This window comes from Rhodococcus sp. 15-725-2-2b (genome assembly GCF_002259075.1).
Classification (GTDB): domain Bacteria; phylum Actinomycetota; class Actinomycetes; order Mycobacteriales; family Mycobacteriaceae; genus Rhodococcoides.
Map to the genome: position 1 here is coordinate 17,950 of NZ_NPFL01000016.1, position 20,673 is coordinate 38,622.

At 66.8% G+C, this 20,673-nt stretch carries 16 protein-coding genes and 1 tRNA gene; 11 read left to right on the forward strand and 6 right to left on the reverse strand.

Translation table 11 applies throughout. From position 1 onward, the window contains the following. Nucleotides 1-24: 24 nt before the first annotated feature. Nucleotides 25-1,374, reverse strand: coding sequence for a nicotinate phosphoribosyltransferase (locus CH306_RS17380; RefSeq protein ID WP_045194510.1), 1,350 nt, complete (start codon nt 1,372-1,374; stop codon nt 25-27). Between the two features lie 58 nt (nt 1,375-1,432). Here CH306_RS17380 and clpS point away from each other — a divergent pair, with 58 nt between their 5' ends. From clpS to CH306_RS17420, 8 genes are all read left to right on the forward strand, one after another. Then, nucleotides 1,433-1,792, forward strand: coding sequence for an ATP-dependent Clp protease adapter ClpS (clpS, locus tag CH306_RS17385; protein ID WP_176459275.1), 360 nt, complete (start codon nt 1,433-1,435; stop codon nt 1,790-1,792). A gap of 41 nt (nt 1,793-1,833) precedes the next feature. Continuing rightward, entirely contained in the window at nt 1,834-2,403 is a 570-nt protein-coding gene (gene aosR, locus CH306_RS17390; protein ID WP_032394662.1) for an oxidative stress transcriptional regulator AosR, read from the forward strand. Between the two features lie 9 nt (nt 2,404-2,412). After that, nucleotides 2,413-3,498, forward strand: a complete 1,086-nt coding sequence (locus CH306_RS17395; protein ID WP_094647400.1) for a P1 family peptidase — start codon at nt 2,413-2,415, stop codon at nt 3,496-3,498. A gap of 58 nt (nt 3,499-3,556) precedes the next feature. Next, nucleotides 3,557-4,183 (forward strand): rhomboid family intramembrane serine protease, encoded by a 627-nt coding sequence (locus CH306_RS17400; RefSeq protein ID WP_094647444.1) that lies wholly within the window; start codon nt 3,557-3,559, stop codon nt 4,181-4,183. Nucleotides 4,184-4,295: 112 nt separating this feature from the next. Next, the gene (locus CH306_RS17405) at nt 4,296-5,054 is read left to right on the forward strand and encodes a cyclic nucleotide-degrading phosphodiesterase (protein ID WP_176459274.1); all 759 of its coding nucleotides are present in this window, start codon (nt 4,296-4,298) and stop codon (nt 5,052-5,054) included. 21 nt (nt 5,055-5,075) lie between these two features. Beyond that, nucleotides 5,076-5,861 (forward strand): ribonuclease PH, encoded by a 786-nt coding sequence (rph, locus tag CH306_RS17410; RefSeq protein WP_045194515.1) that lies wholly within the window; start codon nt 5,076-5,078, stop codon nt 5,859-5,861. Then, nucleotides 5,854-6,468 (forward strand): RdgB/HAM1 family non-canonical purine NTP pyrophosphatase, encoded by a 615-nt coding sequence (rdgB, locus tag CH306_RS17415; protein WP_094647402.1) that lies wholly within the window; start codon nt 5,854-5,856, stop codon nt 6,466-6,468. The genes rph and rdgB overlap by 8 nt, the downstream gene beginning before the upstream one ends. 24 nt (nt 6,469-6,492) lie before the next feature. Then, a complete protein-coding gene (locus tag CH306_RS17420) occupies nt 6,493-7,284 on the forward strand; it encodes an esterase/lipase family protein (protein WP_256981196.1) in 792 nt (263 codons plus the stop codon). A 2-nt stretch (nt 7,285-7,286) separates the two neighbouring features. On the opposite strand, the gene CH306_RS17425 is transcribed toward CH306_RS17420, so the two are convergent. The 4 genes from CH306_RS17425 to CH306_RS17440 form a co-directional block, all read right to left on the reverse strand. Beyond that, nucleotides 7,287-7,640 (reverse strand): DUF3817 domain-containing protein, encoded by a 354-nt coding sequence (locus tag CH306_RS17425; RefSeq protein WP_032394657.1) that lies wholly within the window; start codon nt 7,638-7,640, stop codon nt 7,287-7,289. Beyond that, nucleotides 7,637-8,038 (reverse strand): glucitol operon activator, encoded by a 402-nt coding sequence (locus tag CH306_RS17430; protein WP_032394656.1) that lies wholly within the window; start codon nt 8,036-8,038, stop codon nt 7,637-7,639. The genes CH306_RS17425 and CH306_RS17430 overlap by 4 nt, the downstream gene beginning before the upstream one ends. Nucleotides 8,039-8,127: 89 nt before the next feature. Then, entirely contained in the window at nt 8,128-8,787 is a 660-nt protein-coding gene (locus tag CH306_RS17435; RefSeq protein ID WP_094631393.1) for a maleylpyruvate isomerase family mycothiol-dependent enzyme, read from the reverse strand. A 65-nt stretch (nt 8,788-8,852) separates the two neighbouring features. Further along, nucleotides 8,853-8,934, reverse strand: a tRNA-Leu gene (locus CH306_RS17440). Nucleotides 8,935-9,027: 93 nt separating this feature from the next. Here CH306_RS17440 and CH306_RS17445 point away from each other — a divergent pair. Beyond that, complete coding sequence (locus CH306_RS17445) at nt 9,028-9,819, forward strand: TetR/AcrR family transcriptional regulator (protein WP_094647406.1); 792 nt, start codon at nt 9,028-9,030, stop codon at nt 9,817-9,819. On the opposite strand, the gene CH306_RS17450 is transcribed toward CH306_RS17445, so the two are convergent. Beyond that, nucleotides 9,786-10,517 (reverse strand): hypothetical protein, encoded by a 732-nt coding sequence (locus CH306_RS17450; RefSeq protein WP_094647407.1) that lies wholly within the window; start codon nt 10,515-10,517, stop codon nt 9,786-9,788. The two genes, CH306_RS17445 and CH306_RS17450, sit on opposite strands and share 34 nt — an antisense overlap. A 436-nt stretch (nt 10,518-10,953) precedes the next feature. Between CH306_RS17450 and CH306_RS17455 the strand changes: the two genes are divergently transcribed. Both CH306_RS17455 and acpS read left to right on the forward strand, forming a co-directional pair. Next, the gene (locus CH306_RS17455) at nt 10,954-20,259 is read left to right on the forward strand and encodes a type I polyketide synthase (RefSeq protein ID WP_094647409.1); all 9,306 of its coding nucleotides are present in this window, start codon (nt 10,954-10,956) and stop codon (nt 20,257-20,259) included. Further along, nucleotides 20,259-20,651, forward strand: coding sequence for a holo-ACP synthase AcpS (gene acpS / locus CH306_RS17460; protein ID WP_008715184.1), 393 nt, complete (start codon nt 20,259-20,261; stop codon nt 20,649-20,651). The genes CH306_RS17455 and acpS overlap by 1 nt, the downstream gene beginning before the upstream one ends. Nucleotides 20,652-20,673: the final 22 nt, after the last annotated feature.

Sequence of the window (20,673 nt, forward strand, 5' to 3'; positions counted from 1 at the left end):
CTCGCTTCGGTACCGACACCGCTGTCACCCCTCGACGAAGCGCGTGGGTATGGCCGGTTCGCCCTGAGACAGTTTCAGACCCTCCCACGGGAGGCTGACGAGGCGTCGGGCCAGCAGGTCACGGCCGTCGGCGAGCGTGGGGAGGTCGGCGACTCGTTCTCCGCCGCGGACCAACGGCGTGGTCAACGTCTCCACCGTCAGATCGCTCTCGACGGTCGGCGGAGCGTCGAACGGGTGGACGATCTCCTCGACTGCGGTGCCGGTGCTCCGCGCGGTGCGCAGCGCCGCTTTGGTACCGCCGCGCGATTCCTTGTGACTGCTGCGCTTGGCGACGGGGATTCCGTCGACGGTGACCAGTTTGTAGACCATGCCCGCTGTCGGGGCACCGGAACCGGTCACCAGAGACGTTCCGACGCCGTAGGAGTCGACCGGCTCGGCCCGCAGCGCGGCGATGGCGTACTCGTCGAGGTCGCCCGAGACGACGATCCTGGTCTTCGGCGCTCCCAGGGCGTCCAGTTGGTCGCGGACCTGGCGCGCGAGCACGCCGAGATCGCCGGAGTCGATGCGCACACCGCCGAGTTCGGGCCCGGCGACCTCGATGGCGTTGGCGACACCCTGGGTGATGTCGTAGGTGTCGACGAGCAGGGTGGTGGCCACTCCGAGAGCGCGTATCTGAGCCGCGAATGCGGACCGTTCGTCGGGGCCGTCGGCGGTGGTGTGCAGCAACGTGAAGGCATGCGCCGACGTGCCCGCGCCTGGAACGCCGTGCCTGCGGACGGCTTCGAGGTTGGACGTTGCAGTGAATCCCGCGAGGTACGCCGCGCGCGAGGCGGCGACGGCGGCTTCCTCGTGGGTGCGACGCGATCCCATCTCGATGATCGGACGGGACTTCGCGGACGCCACCATCCGTGCTGCCGCGGATGCGATCGCACTGTCGTGATTGAGGATGGAGAGCACGAGCGTTTCGAGGACGACGCACTCTGCGAAGGTGCCGCGAACGGTCAGAACGGGAGAGCCCGGGAAGTACAGCTCACCCTCGCGGTAGCCGTCGATGTCGCCGGTGAAGCGGTAGTTGCGCAGCCATTCGACGGTCTCGGCGTCGAGGAATTCGGCGACGATCCGCAACTCCTCCTGGCCGAAGCGGAAACGTGCAATCGCATCGAGGATGCGTCCGGTGCCCGCGACGACTCCGTATCGGCGACCGCCGGGCAACCTGCGCGCGAACACCTCGAAGCTGCAGATTCGATCTGCGTAACCGCTGGCCAGGGCCGCCGACAGCATCGTGTACTCGTACTGATCGGTCAGCAGTGCTGTGCTGGCACCGTCGCCGGGATTCGCGTGATCTGTGGTCGCATCGTTGCTCACCTCGCCCACACTACGAGCGAAGGGGCGAGCGTGGGACGCTGGCCCGATACGCCGTACCCTGTTGGGCATGCCTTGGTTGACGGTGGATGGATCGCTTCTGCCCGTGGACGGCTTCTCGGCAGGGGACGTCGTCGCCGCGTCTCCGCAAGCGGTCCCGGCACAGACCGAGGCCGTCGCGGCCGACGAAGCGCACGACACCCCCTGGGTCACCATCGTCTGGGACGATCCGGTCAACCTGATGCACTACGTCACCTATGTGTTCCAGAAGCTGTTCGGCTACAGCAAGGCCAAGGCCACCGAGCTGATGATGCAGGTGCACTCCGAGGGCAAGGCCGTGGTGTCGAGCGGAGAGCGCGACGCGATGGAGAACGATGTTCGACGGCTGCACGCGGCCGGTCTGTGGGCCACCATGCAGCAGGACAAGTAACCAGCTCACCACCTCTTCGTCAGTGAAGGACATCAGCAACAGTGCGCACGTGGACGAGACGGAATTCGTTGTCCGGGGTCAAGATAAAATCCGAGATCGATGCGCGTGAGGCTGCCGTGCTTCGGTCTCTCGTCGGCTCGGTTCTCGGCTTGCTGCGTGACCGTTCCGCCGCCGCTCCCACCGACGAGCTCGCAGCGCTGACCGGTCTGCGGACCGGCCACAACAGTCCGCCCGAGGATGCCGCACTGGCCCGGCTGCTGCCGGACTTCCATCGCGCCGATCCCGACCGCGACGAGGAGGATCCGACCGATCTCAACGGGGCTCTCCGAGGACTTCACGAGCCCGAGATCATCGACGAGAAATTGGCTGCCGGATCGATGATCCTGGCCACTGTTCCCGAGTCGGGTGGCAAGATCGTGCTGACCCAGGAGCAGGCGGACGCATGGTTGACCGGCCTCAACGACGTGAGGCTGGCGCTCGGCACGACGCTGGGGATCAGCGCGGACACGCCCGACGTCCTCGACGAGGGTGATCCTCGCGCTCCGCATCTCGACGTGTATCACTGGCTGACCTGGATGCAGGATTCTCTCGTGCAGGTCCTCATTCCCTAGGACGCGCGCGTGACCGCTGCATTCCAGACACCCGGACCACGGGACAGCCTGACCGATGTGACAGGTCTGCTGGTCGGCCATCATCACGACCTCGACGACGACGCCACGATGGGGTCCGGTTCGGCGACCGGCTGCACCGTCGTACGCGCGCTCGGAGGTGCCACGGCCGCGGTCGACGTTCGCGGCGGCGGGCCGGGAACGCGCGAGACCGATCTGCTCGATCCGAGCCATTCCGTGCAGCACGTCAACGCGATCCTGCTGACCGCGGGCAGTGCCTACGGGCTGGCGGCCGCAGACGGTGTCATGCGATGGCTGGAAGAGCACGGCCAGGGTATTCCGATGGGCAGTCCCGATCATGTCGTTCCGATCGTGCCGGCCGCAGTGATCTTCGATCTTCCGGTAGGCGACTGGGCGGCGCGTCCGACGGCGGAGTTCGGTTACCTCGCTGCCGCCGCAGCAGCAGCCGAATTCAAGACCGGATCGGTCGGGGCAGGAGTCGGTGCTCGCGCCGGAGTGCTCAAGGGCGGCGTCGGTACCGCCAGCACGGTGATCGAGGGTGGCCCTGCCGACGGAGTCACCGTGGCGGCACTGATGGTGGCCAATCCGGTGGGGGCCGTGTTCGATCCGCGTACGGGGCTGTTGTGGGGAACCGGCACGCTCGGGCCCGCGGCGTTCGGTATGCGCAAGCCCGATGTGAACCAGCTGTGGGCCGCGCTCGCCCTCGAACCCAAGGGCACAGCGCTCAACACCACGATCGGTGTTGTCGCCACCGATGCTGCGCTGTCGTCGGCGTCGTGCAAGAGGATTGCCGTCGCCGGTCACGACGGTCTGGCGCGTGCGGTTCGACCGGCACATTCCCCACTCGACGGCGACACGATCTTCGCCGTGTCCACCGGCACCAGACCCGTCGGCCCGGAGTCCTCGGTACCCGCCGCGTTCTCGGTGGAACTCCCGGTATTGGCCGCGGTCACCGAGGCCGCGGCGATCGTCGTCGAGCGCGCCATCGTCCGGGCCCTGCTCGACGCCTCCTCGGTGGCCGGCATTCCTACGTATCGCCAGATCTTCACGTCCGCGTTCGGTGGCTCGGGAGTTTGAGGACGCGGGCGTGTCACCTCTGCCCGGTACCGTGGTGGGACCGAATTCGGAGGCGATCATGAGCGAGATCAGTAACCGTCCTGCCCAGCGTGAGCGGCCGGTCTGGATGCAGGCCGCCATGCTGGTGGGAGCATTCACGGTGCTGCTGTGGGTCATCGAGTTCATCGATGTGGCCAGCGGATCGAGACTCGAACGCAACGGAATCGAGCCGCGCTCGGTCGAGGGGTTGTGGGGCATTCTGTTCGCGCCCGTGCTGCACGACGACTGGCAGCATCTGATCGCCAACACCGTGCCCATCGTCGTACTCGGGTTTCTGGTGCTGCTGTCCGGACCGGCGCGCGGGCTGGCGGCCACTGGGATCATCTGGGTGGTCGGTGGCTTCGGTACCTGGCTCACAGCCGGAGCCGGGAACACTATCGGAGCGTCGATTCTGATTTTCGGCTTCATCGCCTACCTGCTCGTCCGCGGCTTCTTCACCCGCAGACTCGGCCAGCTCGCGATCGGCGTCGTGGTGTTCGTCCTGTACGGCAGCGCCCTGTGGGGCATCCTTCCGAGCGAGCCGAACGTCTCGTGGCAGGGTCATCTGTTCGGCGCGGTGGGCGGAGTGGTTGCCGCTCGACTGTTGTCCGCCGATGCGCGGGCCGAGCGGGCGCGGATGAAGTCGCTCGACCGGCCCACTCCGTAGGCGCTGGGTAACTACGGACACAGCTGTCGCCTGCGGTGAATTTCGCCGACTCGCGCTGTGAATACTGCCCGAACGTTTCGAGCGATGCGCTCGGCGTGGCAGCATGGCTTTCATGCGAATTACCGTCCTGGGATGTTCGGGCAGTGTGTCCGGACCCGATTCACCCGCGTCGGGCTACTTGCTGGAAGAAGAGGAGACCTCACCGGTCGTCCTCGACTTCGGTCCCGGCATCCTCGGGGCATTGCAGCGCTACGCCGATCCGGGAGATGTGAGTGTTCTGCTCTCACATCTGCATGCCGATCACTGCCTCGACGTTCCGGGACTGCTGGTGTGGCGGCGATACCATCCCACTCCGCCGGAGGGACGAGCGATCGTCTACGGACCGAAGGACACGGCGTTCCGGCTCGGCGTCGCCTCGGCCGAGTGCGGTGGGCAGATCGACGACATGTCGGACACCATCGACCTGCGTCGCTGGGTGGACGGCCGCACCGTGGAGTTCGGAAAGTTGTCGATTCTGGCTCGGCAGGTGTTCCATCCGCCGGAGTCCTACGGCATGCGCGTCACCACCGCGCAAGGCCGCACGTTCGCGTACAGCGGAGACACGGGAATGTGCCAGGCGGTGCGAGAACTGGCGGACGGAGCCGACGTGTTCCTGTGCGAGGCGTCCTGGACCGACAGTCCCGAGCGGCCGGAGGGAGTGCACCTGTCCGGAACCGAGGCCGGCCGAATCGCGCGAGATGCAGGGGTGGGGGAACTGCTGCTCACGCATATTCCACCGTGGACCTCACGGGAGGATGTCATCGCCGAGGCGAAGGCAGAGTTCAGCGGACCGGTGCACGCGGTACTACCAGGGGACGTCTTCACCGTCTGACGACGCGCTAGGCTTCGAGTCGTGTCCAGACGAGAAGACGGCAGGGCGGACGACGAGCTCCGCACCATCAAGATCACCCGCGGATTCACCAGCCACCCGGCAGGGTCGGTGCTGGTCGAGTTCGGCAACACCAGGGTGATGTGCACGGCCAGTGTCGAGGAGGGTGTGCCGCGCTGGCGAAAGGGATCCGGTCTCGGCTGGCTCACCGCCGAATATGCGATGCTCCCCGCTGCTACCCACACCCGTAACGGCCGCGAGTCCGTCAAGGGCAAGGTCGGCGGCCGCACCCAGGAAATCTCTCGATTGGTCGGACGCTCACTGCGAGCATGCATCGATCTCGCTGCGATCGGCGAGAACACCATCGCTCTCGACTGCGATGTCCTCCAAGCCGACGGTGGTACCCGCACTGCGGCCGTGACCGGCGCGTTCGTCGCTCTCAACGACGCAGTCACCTATCTGCGCGCCGCGGGACGACTGGCCGATCCGCAGCCGATCTCGTGCATGATCGCCGCGGTCAGCGTCGGCGTCGTCGACGGCCGAGTGCGCCTCGATCTGCCCTACGAAGAAGATTCGCGCGCCGAGGTCGACATGAACGTCGTCGCCACCGACACCGGCACGCTGGTGGAAATCCAGGGAACCGGGGAGGGCGCGACGTTCCCGCGCACCACACTCGACAAGTTGCTCGACTCCGCATTCGTCGGTATCGAGAAATTGTTCGAGGTGCAGAAGGAAGCCTTGGCGTTGCCGTATCCCGGCGAACTGCCCGAGCCTGCAGCCGCGGAATCGAAGAAGAAGTTCGGTGCCTGAGTCGAAGCTTCTGGTAGCGAGCCGGAACGCGAAGAAATTGCGCGAACTCCGGCGGGTGCTCGACGCCGCCGGAGTGGCCGGAATCGAACTGGTGGGACTGGACGAGGTGCCGCCGTTCCCGGAGGCTCCCGAGATCGGAGCGACCTTCGAGGAGAATGCGCTCGCCAAGGCGCGTGACGGCGCGGCGGCCACCGGAATGCCTTGTGTGGCAGACGATTCCGGGATCGAGATCGATGCCCTGAACGCGATGCCCGGGGTGCTCTCGGCGCGCTGGTCCGGTACGCACGGGCAGGACGAGGCCAACACCGCACTGGTTCTGGCGCAGTTGAGTGACACCCCGGACGAGCGTCGCGGAGCCGCATTCGTCTCGGCGTGTGCCCTGGTGATTCCGGGCGGCACCGAGACGGTGGTCCGGGGCGAATGGCGTGGGGTAGTGGGCCGAGAGCCAATGGGGGAGAACGGCTTCGGCTACGACCCCATCTTCGTGCCCGAGGGCGACGGCCGCAGCGCCGCGCAGCTGAGCCCGGAGGAGAAGGACGCCGCCTCGCATCGTGGTCGCGCGCTTCGCATGCTCGTTCCGAGCCTCGGCGAGTTGGCAGGGCGGTAGCTCGTGGCTATGCGAAACGTTTCGATGCGGACATCGGTTGTGTTCGCCGCCGCAGCCGCACTGTGCCTGGCGGGCACCCCGGCCGACGCGGCACCCGGGGCCGGCTCCTTCGCCGAGGCTCTCGCCTATTCGATCGCGCATCCTGGCGTGACGCCTCCGGGAGCGAACGATTTCTCGTGTGTTCCGAGCGCGCAGCATCCCGAGCCGGTGGTGCTGGTGCACGGATTCCTGGAGAATTCCTACGACAACTGGGCATCGCTGTCGCCGACGCTGGCCGAGGCCGGATACTGCGTGTTCGCCATCGACTACGGCAACACCGGGCCGGTTCGGGCGTTCGGTGCGCTCGAACCCATTCCCGAGAGTGCCGCGGAATTGTCGATGTTCGTCGATTCCGTACTGGAGGCGACGGGCGCGCAGAAGGTGTCGATCGTGGGGCACTCGAAGGGCGGCACCGTGCCGCGCTACTACGCCCGCTTCCTCGGCGGAGATCGAACGGTGGCACGGATCGTGGCGTTGTCTCCACCGAACCACCCGACGGCGGGCCCGCCGACGCAGGACGACGTGCTCGAGCGTCTGAACGAGGGCAGCGACACCGTCTCGGGTATCGACTACACCACCATCGTCACCCGGTACGACCAGATCGTCGTTCCGTACACGGCCTCGCTGCTCAGCGGCGCGGGAAACACCAACGTGGTGTTGCAGGACCTGTGCCCGGCCGACGTCGTCGAGCACACGGGAATCTCGTACGATCCGCTGGCTCAGCGGCTGGTGCAGAACGCATTGGATCCGGAGAACGCGCAGCCGGTCGACTGCTGACGTCAGACGCCGAAGTCGGCTTTGACCTGCTTGGTGCGCTTGTGCTCGACATAGAAGGACAGGAACGGGATGGTCCCGGCGAGCAGTGTGCCGATCGTGCGGGCGGCGGGCCACCGCACCTTGATGGCGAGATCCACCGTGAGCACGAGGTACACGAGGTAGACCCAACCGTGCACGACGGCAATCCAATTGGGCACGTTCTCGACCTTGAAAACGTACTTCGCGACCATCTCGGTCACGAGAACGAGCAGCCAGATTCCCGTGGCGTAGGCCAGAACGCGATAGCGCAGCAACGCGGAAGCGATCTTCTGGGTCTTGTTCGCAGACGCCTGCGTCTTGTCCGGTGCCGAACTCACGTGGTGCTCCTGTCGGTCCCGCGGGATTCGTTCAGCTCCGCGAGGTAGCTGTTGTATTCGAGCAGTTGCCTGGCTTCGGGATCGTCGAGGTCCCTGGCGTCGGCCGCCGGGGCCTGCCGCTGGGGGAGCAGGTCGAGGGGCACCTCGGTGGGTCCGTCGGGCCGCACTGCCGCCGCCTCGTCGGAGTCCTCGTCCTCGAGGCGGACGAACTTGCGGTAGGCGTAGACCACGAACACTGCGAACAGGGGCCATTGGAACGCGTATCCGAGGTTCTGACCGTTGCCGCCTACTGCCTCGAAGCGTTCCCACTGCCACCAGCCGAGTCCCAGGCACACCGCCGCGGACACGATGACCAGCGCAATCAATGCTGGCCGACGGTTCGGGCGGGAAGAAGTCACCCTTCGACGGTACCGGAGGTACTACTACTGGAGGTAGTCGCGTGCTGCGGCCCGGCGGTGATTCTCACCATGGACGGCTCGGGTGCGACTCATGCCCGACGACGGTTGGCCCGTGCCTGGGCGAGTTGCTCGGCCCCGGGCCCGGCCACGTCGGCGAGAGCGCTGCTCCGTCCGGTCAGAACAAGTGCCAGGGTGCCGGCCGTTCCTTCGATGACCGGGCCCTCGCCACGGCTCCAGTCGAGATCGGTCGCGCGCCATTGCAGCCGAAGTTCGGGGCCCTTGAACGGTGCCGCGCCGGTTGCGGGTACCAGGGAGTCGAGCATGGTGATCATGCGTTGCTCGGGGACGTGGTGTTCGATGCCCAGCGGCCTGCACACGTCGAGTCCGTGCACGATGACGTCGGACAAGGGGGCGAGCGGACCGTGGCCGGGCGGGGTGAATTTCTTGTCTGCGTGAGCGGTGAGCAAGGCGGGCAAGTCGTCCTCGTGCTCGCGACGAACGCGCGTGGTCATCAGTTGATTGGCGCGGTCGAAGTTGCCGCGCGTACGCACCATGACCAGTCCGAACTGCCAGAGCGGGACGATCAGCGGCACCACCAGATGGGCGGCGACGTCGCGGACCGTCCAGGCCTCGCACAGCGAGGGTGTGTCCCATTGTTCGGGAGTGAGCGTCTCGAGAGTCGTTGCGAGAGAACGTCGTTCGTCGGAAATCTCGGCGAAGATCGCGTCGTCGTCGGGGTTGCTGGACATTCGAGCCGCCTTCACACGTCGGAACCTGCAGAAGTCTCGAGAAAATCCGGGTCGAACGACCGTCGTGCGCGAGGGGGGACTTGAACCCCCACGTCCGAAGACACTGGAACCTAAATCCAGCGCGTCTGCCAATTCCGCCACTCGCGCGTGCCGATGAAGTCTACAACCTGGGCGGTCACCGTCGCCGGTGCGGGCGAACGTTGCAGGTGTACACCGTACGGCGCCCGCTACACTCGGCGAGTGGCATCGAAAAAGGACGTCCCCTTCGACCCGGCCCGGACCCTCGGGCTGCTGTGGCGAGTCGACGCCAAGCCGAGTCGCACCGGACTGAGCGTGGATGCGATCGTCGACGCCGCCATCGAACTGGCCGATGCGAACGGCCTCGAGTCGGTATCGATGCGGAACGTGGCCGAGCATCTCGGGGTCGGCGCGATGTCGCTCTACACGCATGTGCCGGGTCGGGAGGACCTGGCCGACCTGATGATCGATCGAGCGCTTGCAGGTCTCTACTCTCGCGTCGACGAGCCGTCCTCCGTAGCCGGCGGATGGCGTCCCGCGATGCACTTCGTCGCCGAGCGCAATTGGACTCTGTACCAACGGCATTCGTGGCTCCTCGAAGCGGAGGGTGCACGCCCCGTGCTCGGTCCGCACACCAACGACAAATACGAGGCCGAGTTGCGTCCCCTGGTCGGCATCGGCCTGAGCGACGTCGAGATCGACTCCGTTCTCACGCTGGTACTCACTCACGTCTCCGGAACCGCGCGAGCCCTCGCCGGCGTGGCGCGTGTCAAGGAACAGTCGGGCATGTCCGACGCCCAGTGGTGGGCGGCTACCGCGCCGATCCTCGAACGGGTCATGGAGCGCGAACGATTTCCGGTGTCGTCTCGGGTCGGGACGGCCGCGGCGACGTCGTACGACGCCGCCAGCGACCCCGTGCACGCCTACCGGTTCGGGTTGGAGTGCATTCTCGACGGCGTGGAGGCACTGGTGTCTCGCGGTCAGGATGCCGATCGCAGTTCCGCTTCGGAGTGACGCTGCTTCGGCTTGCGTGATTTGTGCTGGTATCGCCACACGGCATGCTCGAGCGAGGCGAGATCGGTGCCGAGTGCGTTCGCTGCCGCTGTGAGGATCACGGGGGAGCGGTCCTCGGCGATTCCGGCGGCGAGGTTCCGGTGGAGGGGTTCGAGAGCGTCGGCGACGAACGAGTTCGAATGGGCGGTCGCCTTGTCGGTACGCACGCCGAGATTGACGAGCATGCACTCCCAGGTGGTCTCGCCGAGACCGGGGATCGCGCGGAACGCCTCGAATTGTTCTTTCGTGTGCTGCTCGAAGTCGGTCGAACAGCTCAACCCCACCGAGATCAACGTCTGTGCCGCTACGGCTGCAGCAGCTGCCTTGGTTCGACTGTTTCCCGGAACCAGTTGACGGTTGGACAGAATCTCCACGGGTAGATCCGGAGTAGTGGTCAGTTCGGCGAGGGTTGTCAAGTCGTCGAGTCGGTTATCGCCGCGATGCGATCTCCATCGTTGGACCACCGCGCGGACCCCGCTGGTCGGGCTCCCGTACGGAGCCCGTGCGGAGAAGATCGCATCCAGCAACGCCGCCTCGCTCTCGCCGCGCCATCCCGGTGTCCAATGCGGCGAACGCGATTGCGGCACATGCGATTCGATGTGCAGAATCATCGCGTCGAGTTCGTCCACGGTGCAGATGTCCGTTACCGATGAATACATGAATTCCCCCCGGAGTTCGTCGACCGCTCTCGGCGATGAGCGGCTCGTTCGCACAAGGTAGAGGACCGCACCGACAAGGTCGCGTGGCGCTCGTCTGTGCTCGAGATCACATCACGAAAAGATAACGAAAAATGCGAGGCTTTCCTCATGTTCTGACGTCGCGCCCGATGCTCTCGCCAGCGTGGATGCGGGTTACCGACGAGTCGGGTAAACAAAAAGTAAAGCCGGTTCGAGCGACGTACTCGCTGGTAGCAGTCGGACGTCCGAGCAAACCTGAGGATTTCCTCATGATTTTGTGTCAACCTTGAGCAGCGCGGAGAAGACCTGTCGACGAGGACCGGCTCACCGCTTCGACCCTGTTGCCCACGACGCGCCAGGGCAGTCATCACAGCGAACGCCCCGACCCCCGAGGCGTCCACGAGAGGAATCTTCAGCCTTGACGATCAACGAGAGCACACCATCACACGGACGAGGTTCGCGAAGCACCGGCAACGCAGACAAATCCCCTAGAAGCAATGGCGGCTCTCGGACTCTGGCAGATCGTTTCGCCGCGGGCGAGCCGTACGCACTGGCCTTCGGTGGCCAGGGTGCACCGTGGCTCAGCTCCCTCGAAGAACTGGCTCGCGACTCCGCGCTCGAACCCGAACTGACCGATCTCGTCAACGAGGCTGCAGTCACTCTCGCACCCGTTGCCGACGAGCTGCTGGTCGTACGCTCGGTCGGCTTCGACCCGATCGGCTGGATGCTCGAACAGGACCTCGCCGACGACGACACCGCCGGCTCGTACGGACCCTCCGAGGCTGCACTGACCTCCGCTGCCGTCTCGCTGCCCGGAGTGTTCCTCACTCAGGTCGCGGCACTGCGCGCACTGAAGTTGCAGGGACTCGATCCCGCCCAGAGCCCGCCGGTCAAGGTCGTCGGACACTCGCAGGGTCTCATCGCCGCCGAATCCGTCGCAGCGGACGGCGCGAAGGACGCGAGCTTCCTCGCGATCGCCCAGCTCGTGGGTGCCGCTGCAGGTCTCGTCGGCCGCCGCCGCGGCATCATCGGTGCCGGAGACCGCGCGCCGATGGTCTCGGTTGCCAACGTCGAACCCGCACGACTGCAGTCGATCATCGCCGAACTCGCGATCGCCGGAGCGCCGGAGCGATCCGCAGCCCTCGCCATCCGCAACGGCCGCCGTCGCGTCGTGCTCTCGGGACCTCCCGCCCAGCTGGCCCGCGTGCAGGAGAAGTGCGAGCAGATCGCTGCCGAGGAAGAGCGCGACCGCGACGCCAAGAAGCGTGGCGGTGCCGTGTTCGCCCCGGTCTTCGAGCAGCTTCCCGTCGAGATCGGCTTCCATCATCCCGCCCTGGCAGACGCTGTCGAACTCGTCAGCGCCTGGGCACAGCGTTGTGGACTCGATGTCGAGCTCGCACGCGACCTTGCGCAGAAGATCCTCGTGGACTCCGTCGATTGGGTCGACGCCATCGACGGTGTCGTCGACGCCGGTGCCGACTGGATTCTCGATCTCGGTCCGGGCGACCTGCTCACCCGCATGACCACTCCGGCGCTGCGCGGACAGGGCGTCGGCATCATCGCCGCGTCCTCACGCGGAGGCCACCGCAACCTGCTCACCCCGGGAGCTGCTCCCGAGGTCCAGCCCGCATGGTCTGCCTACGCCCCCACGCCGGTCACGCTGCCCGACGGCCGAGTCGTGGTCGAGACCTCGTTCACCAAGATGACCGGACGTTCGCCGATCCTGCTCGCAGGCATGACGCCGACGACGGTCGACGCGAAGATCGTTGCCGCAGCTGCCAATGCAGGCCACTGGGCCGAGCTGGCCGGTGGCGGCCAGGTCACCGAGGACATCTTCACCGATCGTGTCGCCGAGCTCTCCACCCTCCTCGAGCCCGGCCGCGCCATCCAGTTCAACTCTCTCTTCCTCGACCCGTACTTGTGGAAGCTGCAGCTCGGCGGACGCCGCATCGTGCAGCGCGCTCGCGCAGCGGGTGCGGCCATCGACGGCGTCGTCGTCACCGCAGGCATCCCTGAGCTCGACGAGGCCGTGGCTCTCATCGAAGAGCTGTCCGAGGCCGGAATCAGCTATGTCTCGTTCAAGCCCGGCACCGTCGCGCAGATTCGCGCCGTCATCCGTATCGCCAACGAGGTTCCGTCCTACCAGGTCAACGTTCACATCGAGGGCGGCCGCGCAGGCGGACACCACTCGTGGGAGGACCTCGACGACCTGCTGCTGACCACCTACGCCGAGCTGCGGTCACGGCCCAACCTCGTCGTCTGCGTCGGCGGCGGCATCGGCACCCCCGAGCGGGCAGCGGAGTACCTCACCGGTACCTGGTCGGCCGTGCACGGCTACCCGAAGATGCCGCTCGACGGAATCCTCGTCGGCACCGCAGCGATGGCGACCCTGGAGGCCACGACGGCTCCCGAGGTCAAGCAGCTTCTGGTCGACACCCCCGGAACCCCCGACTGGGTCGGTGCCGGTACCGCCACCGGCGGAATGGCCTCGGGCCGAAGCCAGCTCGGTGCCGACATCCACGAGATCGACAATGCGGCATCTCGGTGCGGCCGACTGCTCGACGAGGTCGCCGGCAACGCCGACGCCGTGGCCGAGCGTCGTGACGAGATCATCGCCGCACTCGACGGCACCGCAAAGCCCTTCTTCGGTGACGTCGCCGACATGACGTACCAGCAGTGGCTCGTTCGCTACCTCGACCTGGCCGTCGGAACCGACTCGCGCAGCGAATTCGACTGCGGCGGTGAGTTCACCGATGCCGTGACCGAGGCACGCGAATCCGTATGGCTCGACATCACCTGGCGGACACGCTTCCTGGAGATGCTGCAGCGTGCCGAGGCTCGCCTGCATCCGGTCGATCGCGGACCCATCCCCACCCTGTTCGCCGACGCCGAGGTTCTCGAACGCCCACGCGCGGCACTGAAGTCGCTGCTCGCGCAGTTCCCCGACGCCGCCGACGTGGTTCTGCACCCGGCCGACATCACCTTCTTCACCTCGCTGTGCCGCATGCCCGGCAAGCCGGTCAACTTCGTCCCCGTCGTCGACGGCGATGTGCGTCGTTGGTGGCGCAGTGACTCGCTGTGGCAGGCACACGACGCCCGCTACTCGGCCGATCAGGTCTGCATCATCCCCGGTACCGTCGCCGTCGCGGGCATCACTCGCGTCGACGAGCCCGTGGGCGAGCTGCTCGATCGCTTCGAGAAGGCCACCGCAGATCAGCTGCTCGCCGAGGGCATCGAGCCCACGGCCGTCGCCAGCCGTCGCCACGCCGAGATCGCACCCGGACTGCTGGGTATCGTGCTGGCTGCTCCCGACGTCACCTGGGCCTCTCGCATGACGCAGAACCCCGTTGCACGCCTGGGTGATCCGGCCGACTGGACCGTGGAATCCGAGACCGTCGCGGCGCACCCGCAGACCGGCTCGTCTCTCACCGTGCTCGATTCCGAGCACGTGGAGCTGCTGGTTCCGCTCGCTCCGGGCAAGGAAGTTCGCATCCGCCTGACGGTTCCGGCCTCGACGATCGACGGCGGCGCGCCCGTCGTCACCGCACAGGACGCCCAGCAGGCCATGTCGGCTCTGCTCGGAGTTGCTGCAGGCCAGGAACTTCCGGCTGTCAAGAGCGGCGTTTCCCGGCTGAACATCGCGTGGATCCCCGATCTGATCGCCGACCACGCAGGCGTCACCGGATCCGGACTGCCGGACACGCTGACCGTCAGCGGCAAGGCCGTTCCCGACGTCCTCGTCGGTGCCTGCTGGCCCGCCGTCTTCGCCGTCCTGGGTGCCACTCGCAACGCCGAAGGCATCGACGTCATCGAAGGCATGCTCGACCTGGTGCACCTCGATCACAGCGTCGCCCTGGTCGGCGAATTGCCCACCGACACCTCCATTCTCGTGGTCAAGGCCGCGGCCGGAGAGGTGCTCGACACCGATCTCGGCCGCGTCGTCGAGGTCACCGTCGAGATCGGTGCCATGCTCGGTGAGGGGCTCGACGCTCCCGCCGTCGCAACTCTGGTGGAGCGCTTCGCCATTCGCGGACGCACCGGCAAGGGCGAGCTCGTCGACCCGGCTCGCGCCGGCGGCTCGGTGAGCGCCGACGCACAGGACACCCCGCGTCGTCGCCGTCGTCAGGCCACCATCGTCGCCCCTCGCAACATGGCCGCGTTCGCTCAGGTCTCGGGCGACCACAACCCGATTCACACCTCCGACGCCGCGGCTCTGCTCGCCGGTCTCGGCAGCCCGATCGTGCACGGCATGTGGCTCTCGGCCGCTGCCCAGCAGACGGTCACCGCAGTCGACTACGCGGACACCAAGACTCCGCCGCGTCGCCTCACCGCATGGACCGCACGCTTCCTCGGCATGGTTCGACCCGGAGCCGAGATCGACGTTCGCGTCGACCGCACCGGATTCGACCAGGGTGCCGAACTGATCGAGGTCTCCTGCCGTGTCGCAGGAGAACTGGTCATGGTCGCCACCGCTCGCACCGCGCCGCCGAAGACCGTCTACGCCTTCCCGGGCCAGGGCATCCAGCGTGCGGGCATGGGCCTGGACGCACGGTCCCGCTCGAAGGCCGCACGTGAGGTGTGGGAGCGTGCCGACAAGCACACCCGCAGCGCGCTCGGCTTCTCCATTCTCGCTGTGGTGCGCGACAACCCGACGTCGCTCAAGGCGCGGGGCGTCACGCACAAGCATCCTGACGGTGTGCTGCACCTGACCCAGTTCACCCAGGTCGCGATGGCCGTTCTCGGCGTCGCACAGGTGGCCGAACTGCGTGAATCCGGTGCGTTCGTGGAGAACTCGATCCTCGCCGGCCACTCCGTCGGTGAGTACAACGCCCTCGCAGCCGTCGCCGGTGTGCTCCCGCTCGAAGCCGTCCTCGAGGTCGTCTTCCAGCGTGGATCGGCCATGCACGCGCTCGTTCCGCGTGATGCCAGCGGCCGCAGCGACTATCGCATGGCAGCGATCCGCCCGTCGCAGATCGGCCTGGCCGACGAGGACGTACAGGGCTTCGTCGCCGGTGTCGCGGCAGAATCCGGTGAATTCCTCGAGATCGTCAACCTCAACCTGCGCGGCTCGCAGTACGCCATCGCAGGCACGGTTGCCGGCCTCGGCGAGCTGGAGAAGAAGATCGCGATCCGCCGTGCCGAGTTCGGTGGCAAGGCCGCCTACATCATGGTTCCCGGCATCGACGTGCCGTTCCACTCCACGGTGCTGCGTGGCGGAGTCGACGACTTCCGCAATCGCCTCCAGACTCTGCTCCCCGAGCAGATCGATCCGGCGATCCTGGTGGGTCGCTACATCCCGAACCTGGTGCCCAAGCCGTTCTCGCTCGAGCGCGAGTTCGTTCAGGAGATCGCCGATCTGGTTCCGTCCGAGCCGCTGAACGCCGTTCTCGCGGAGTTCGATTCGTGGGCTGCTCGGCCGAGCGACCTATGCCGCGTGATTCTGACCGAGCTGCTTGCTTGGCAGTTCGCCAGCCCGGTGCGCTGGATCGAGACCCAGGACCTGCTGTTCGCAGACGAGTCCGACGGTGGCATGGGCGTCGAGCGCTTCGTCGAGATCGGCCTCGGTGCAACTCCGACCGTGGCGAACCTCGCGTCGCAGACCCTCAAGCTGCCGGGCCGCTTCGGCCACCCGGTCGAGGTACTGAACCTCGAGCGCGAGGCTGCGATCATCTACGGCACCGACACCGACCCGGCTCCGGCCGACGAGGAAGAGTCGGCACCGGTGGAGGCCGCTGCTCCGGCAGCAGCTTCGGCCCCTGCCGCGGCACCCGCGCCCGCTCCGGCCGCAGCACCGTCCGGCGGACCTCGCCCGGACGACATCGCGTTCGTCGCGGCCGATGCGACCAAGATCCTCATCGGTCTGTGGACCAAGCTGCAGCTCGATCAAATCGGGCCCGCCGACACCATCGAGGCACTGTGCGACGGCGTGTCCTCGCGTCGTAACCAGCTGCTCGTCGACCTCGGTTCCGAGCTCTCGCTCGGTGCCATCGACGGCGCAGCCGATGCCGACATGGGTGCGCTCTCGGGCACGGTGAACAAGCTGGCTCGTACCTACAAGCCGTTCGGTCCGGTGCTCAGCGACTCCATCAACGACCACCTCCGCAAGGTCTTCGGCCCCTCGGGTCGACGCCCGGCCTCGATCGCCGATCGCGTCAAGAAGACCTGGGAACTGGGCGACGGCTGGGCGCACCACGTCACCGCCGAGGTCGCTCTCGGTACCCGTGACGGTGCCTCGGTTCGTGGTGGCGCACTCGGCGGCCTGGCCGACGGCGCTCTCGCCGACGGCAACGCAGTCGACAACGTCATCGACGCGGCCGTAGCCGCGGTGGCCGCACGCCGCGGCGTCGCAGTCTCGATGCCGCAGGCAGGCGGCGGGGCCGGCGGAACCGTCGACGCTGCTGCTCTCGGTGAGTTCACCGAGCACATCACCGGCCGCGACGGCGTCCTCGCCTCCGCAGCCCGGCTGGTGCTCGAGCAGCTCGGACTCGCCGATGCTCCCAACGCAGTGCTGGCCGAGGATCCCGATGCCGCTCTGGTCGAGCTGGTCTCGGCCGAGCTGGGATCCGACTGGCCTCGCCTCGTCGCCCCGGCGTTCGACGCCAAGCGCGCCGTCCTGATCGACGACCGATGGGCAACCGCCCGTGAGGATCTGGCCCGGTTGTGGCTCGGTACCGCAGGCGATGTCGCCGTCGAGTCCTTTGCGGGCGCAGGCAATGCCGTTGCAGCTCAAGCACAGTGGTGGAAGGCCAAGGCCGACTACGAGAACAAGACAGTGTTGGCCGAAACCTTCGGACGCATCGCGGATATTGCGGTCGCATCCGAGGACAAGGGCCAGTGGGCCGACGAGGTCGCAGTGGTCACCGGCGGCAGCAAGGGATCCATCGCAGCAGCGGTGACCGCCAAGCTGCTGGCCGGGGGAGCGACGGTCTTCGTCACCACCTCCAGGCTCGACGACGAGCGACTCGGCTTCTACCGCAGCCTCTACCGCGACAACGCACGCAGCGGAGCATCGCTGTGGGTGGTTCCGGCCAACATCGCGTCGTACACCGACGTCGATGCGCTCATCGAGTGGATCGGCAGCGACTTCGTCGACACTGCCGGTGGCGCGAAGACCCTGGTCAAGGCCGCAGCGACGCCGACGATGCTGTTCCCGTTCGCCGCACCGCGGGTCATGGGCGAGATGTCCGACGCCGGAGCTCGCGCCGAGATGGAAATGCGCGTGCTGCTCTGGTCGGTCGAACGGTTGATCGGCGGACTGTCCAAGGTCGGTCACGACACCGACATCGACACCCACCTGCACGTGGTGCTGCCGGGATCGCCGAACCGCGGAATGTTCGGTGGCGACGGTGCCTACGGTGAGTCGAAGGCTGCACTCGATGCTGTTGTCGCCAAGTGGGGCTCGGAGAAGAACTGGGCCGAGCGGGTGTCCATCGCCCACGCACATATCGGGTGGGTGCGCGGCACCGGCCTGATGGGTGGCAACGATCCCATCGTCGAGGCCGTCGAGGCCGAGGGTGTGCGCACGTGGTCCACCGATGAGATGGCGACCGAGCTGCTCGAACTGTGCACGCCTGCCGCTCGCCGACAGGCTGCGCAGGAGCCGATCGTCGCCGACCTCACGGGCGGGCTGGCCAACACCAAGCTCAACCTCGTCGAACTCGCTCGCGACGCAGCTGCGGCCGCGGCCGAGAAGACCGAAGAGGTCGTTGACAGTTCGGTTATCGCAGCACTGCCCGCACCGCCGCGGCTGTCGACGACGACCACCGCTCCGGCGTGGCCGACACTCGATGTCGACCCGAAGGACCTCGTCGTCATCGTCGGTGCGGGCGAGCTCGGACCGTACGGTTCGGCACGTACCCGCTTCGAGATGGAGGTCGACGAGCAGCTCTCTGCCGCAGGCGTTCTCGAACTCGCATGGAACACCGGCCTGATCGCCTGGGAGAACGATCCCAAGCCGGGTTGGTACGACATCGAGTCCGGTGACCTGGTGCCCGAGGAGGACATCGCCGACAAGTACCACGACATCGTGGTCGAGAAGTGCGGCATCCGCACCTACGGCGACGACGGCGCGATGGTCGGCAACACCGCTCCGCTGATGACCTCGATCTTCCTCGACAACGACCTGACTTTCGTTGTCGGAACCGAGATCGATGCCCGGTCGTTCGCAGCAGCGGATCCCGAGCACACGCTGATCACGCCGGTCCCGGATTCGAGCGACTGGCAGGTCACCCGCAAGGCGGGCACCGAGATTCGTGTCCCGCGCAAGATGAAGCTCACTCGCACCGTCGGTGGGCAGATTCCGACCGGATTCGATCCGACCAAGTGGGGCATCTCGCCCGACATGGCCAGCTCGGTCGACCGTGTCGCACTGTGGAACATCGTCACCACGGTCGACGCGTTCATCTCCTCGGGCTTCAACCCGTCGGAATTGATGCGCTGGGTGCACCCCACGCTGGTGGCCAACACACAGGGCACCGGCATGGGCGGCATGGAGTCCATGCGCTCGCTGTACATCGACACCCTGCTCGGTGATGCTCGTGCGAACGACATCCTGCAGGAGGCTCTGCCGAATGTCGTTGCTGCGCACGTGGTCCAGTCGTACATCGGTAGCTACGGCGCGATGGTTCACCCCGTCGCCGCCTGCGCCACCGCGGCCGTCTCCGTCGAAGAAGGCGTCGACAAGATCAAGCTGGGCAAGGCGCAGCTCGTGGTCGCCGGCGGCTTCGACGACCTGAGCAACGAAGGCATCATCGGCTTCGGTGACATGTCGGCCACGGCGGACTCGGCAGCGATGACAGCCAAGGGCATCAGCGATCGGCGGTTCTCGCGGGCGAACGACCGCAGGCGCGGTGGATTCGTCGAATCCCACGGCGGCGGAACGATTCTGCTCGCTCGCGGCGACCTGGCACTCGAGATGGGCCTGCCGGTCCTCGGAGTGGTGGCCTACGCACAGTCGTACGGCGACGGAGTGCACACCTCCATCCCGGCTCCGGGACTCGGTGCGCTCAGCGCCGGTCGCGGCGGAAAGGATTCGGCGCTCGCACTCTCGCTCAACGCACTCGGCGTCAGCGCAGACGACGTGGCCGTGATCTCCAAGCACGACACCTCCACCGCAGCCAACGACCCCAACGAGGCGGAATTGCACACCCGCCTCGCCAAGGCCATCGGCCGTTCGGACGGCGCTCCGCTGTTCGTCGTCTCGCAGAAGAGCCTCACCGGACACTCGAAGGGTGGCGCAGCTGCCTGGCAGCTGATCGGCCTGTGCCAGGTGCTGGCGAACGGTGTCATCCCGCCGAACCGCAGCCTCGACTGCGTCGACGACAAGATGACCGCGTTCGAGCATCTGGTGTGGGCACGGGAGCCGCTGCGCTTCGGTGACTCGGTGCCGCTCAAGGCAGGTCTGCTCACCTCGCTCGGATTCGGCCACGTGTCCGGACTCATCGCCCTGGTGCACCCGCAGGCATTCGTCGAGGCCGTTCCGGCGGACCGGCGTGCGGAGTACATTGCGAAGGCGAACGAGCGCCGGATCGCCGGTCAGCGCAGGCTGATCTCCGCGATGGTGGGGGGAGACTCCCTCTACGAGCGGCCCGACGATCGACGGCTCGGACATGACGGGACGCCGGCCAAGACGTCACGTGAACTGGAGGCGAACGTGTTGCTCAACGAGTCCGCTCGCCTCGGCGAGGACGACGTCTACTCCTCCGGTCTGCCGGGTGCCATCTGATGGCGATCCTGGGAGTGGGTTTCGACCTGGTGACGGTGTCCGACTTCGCCGAGCAGATGGAGAAGGTCGGCACGACGATGATCCGCGACAGCTTCACCGCGGGCGAGCGCCGTCATGCCGCGACGAAGAGTTCCGATCCGACCCGCCACTACGCAGCACGGTGGGCGGCCAAGGAAGCAGTGCTGAAGGCATGGGCGACATCGCGATTCGCTCGGCCGCCGCAGATCGGTGACAACCCGTATCCGCTGATCGAGGTCGTCAACGATGCGTGGGGCCGGCCGTCCATCAAGTTGCACGGGATGGCGCAGGAGTTCCTGCCGACGGTGAAGATTCATCTGTCGCTGACGCACGACGGTGACATCGCCGCTGCCGTGGCCATTCTGGAGGAGTGAGTTCGCTCCGACAACGAGTCAG

Excerpts from the sequence above, each read along its gene's own strand:
- acpS (WP_008715184.1), top strand. The coding sequence starts at position 20,259 with ATGGCGATCCTGGGAGTGGGTTTCGACCTGGTGACGGTGTCCGACTTC.
- CH306_RS17435 (WP_094631393.1), bottom strand. The coding sequence starts at position 8,787 with ATGTCCAGCAACCCCGACGACGACGCGATCTTCGCCGAGATTTCCGAC.
- clpS (WP_176459275.1), top strand. The coding sequence starts at position 1,433 with ATGCCTTGGTTGACGGTGGATGGATCGCTTCTGCCCGTGGACGGCTTC.
- CH306_RS17450 (WP_094647407.1), bottom strand. The coding sequence starts at position 10,517 with ATGTATTCATCGGTAACGGACATCTGCACCGTGGACGAACTCGACGCG.
- CH306_RS17405 (WP_176459274.1), top strand. The coding sequence starts at position 4,296 with ATGCGAATTACCGTCCTGGGATGTTCGGGCAGTGTGTCCGGACCCGAT.
- CH306_RS17420 (WP_256981196.1), top strand. The coding sequence starts at position 6,493 with ATGCGGACATCGGTTGTGTTCGCCGCCGCAGCCGCACTGTGCCTGGCG.
- CH306_RS17400 (WP_094647444.1), top strand. The coding sequence starts at position 3,557 with ATGAGCGAGATCAGTAACCGTCCTGCCCAGCGTGAGCGGCCGGTCTGG.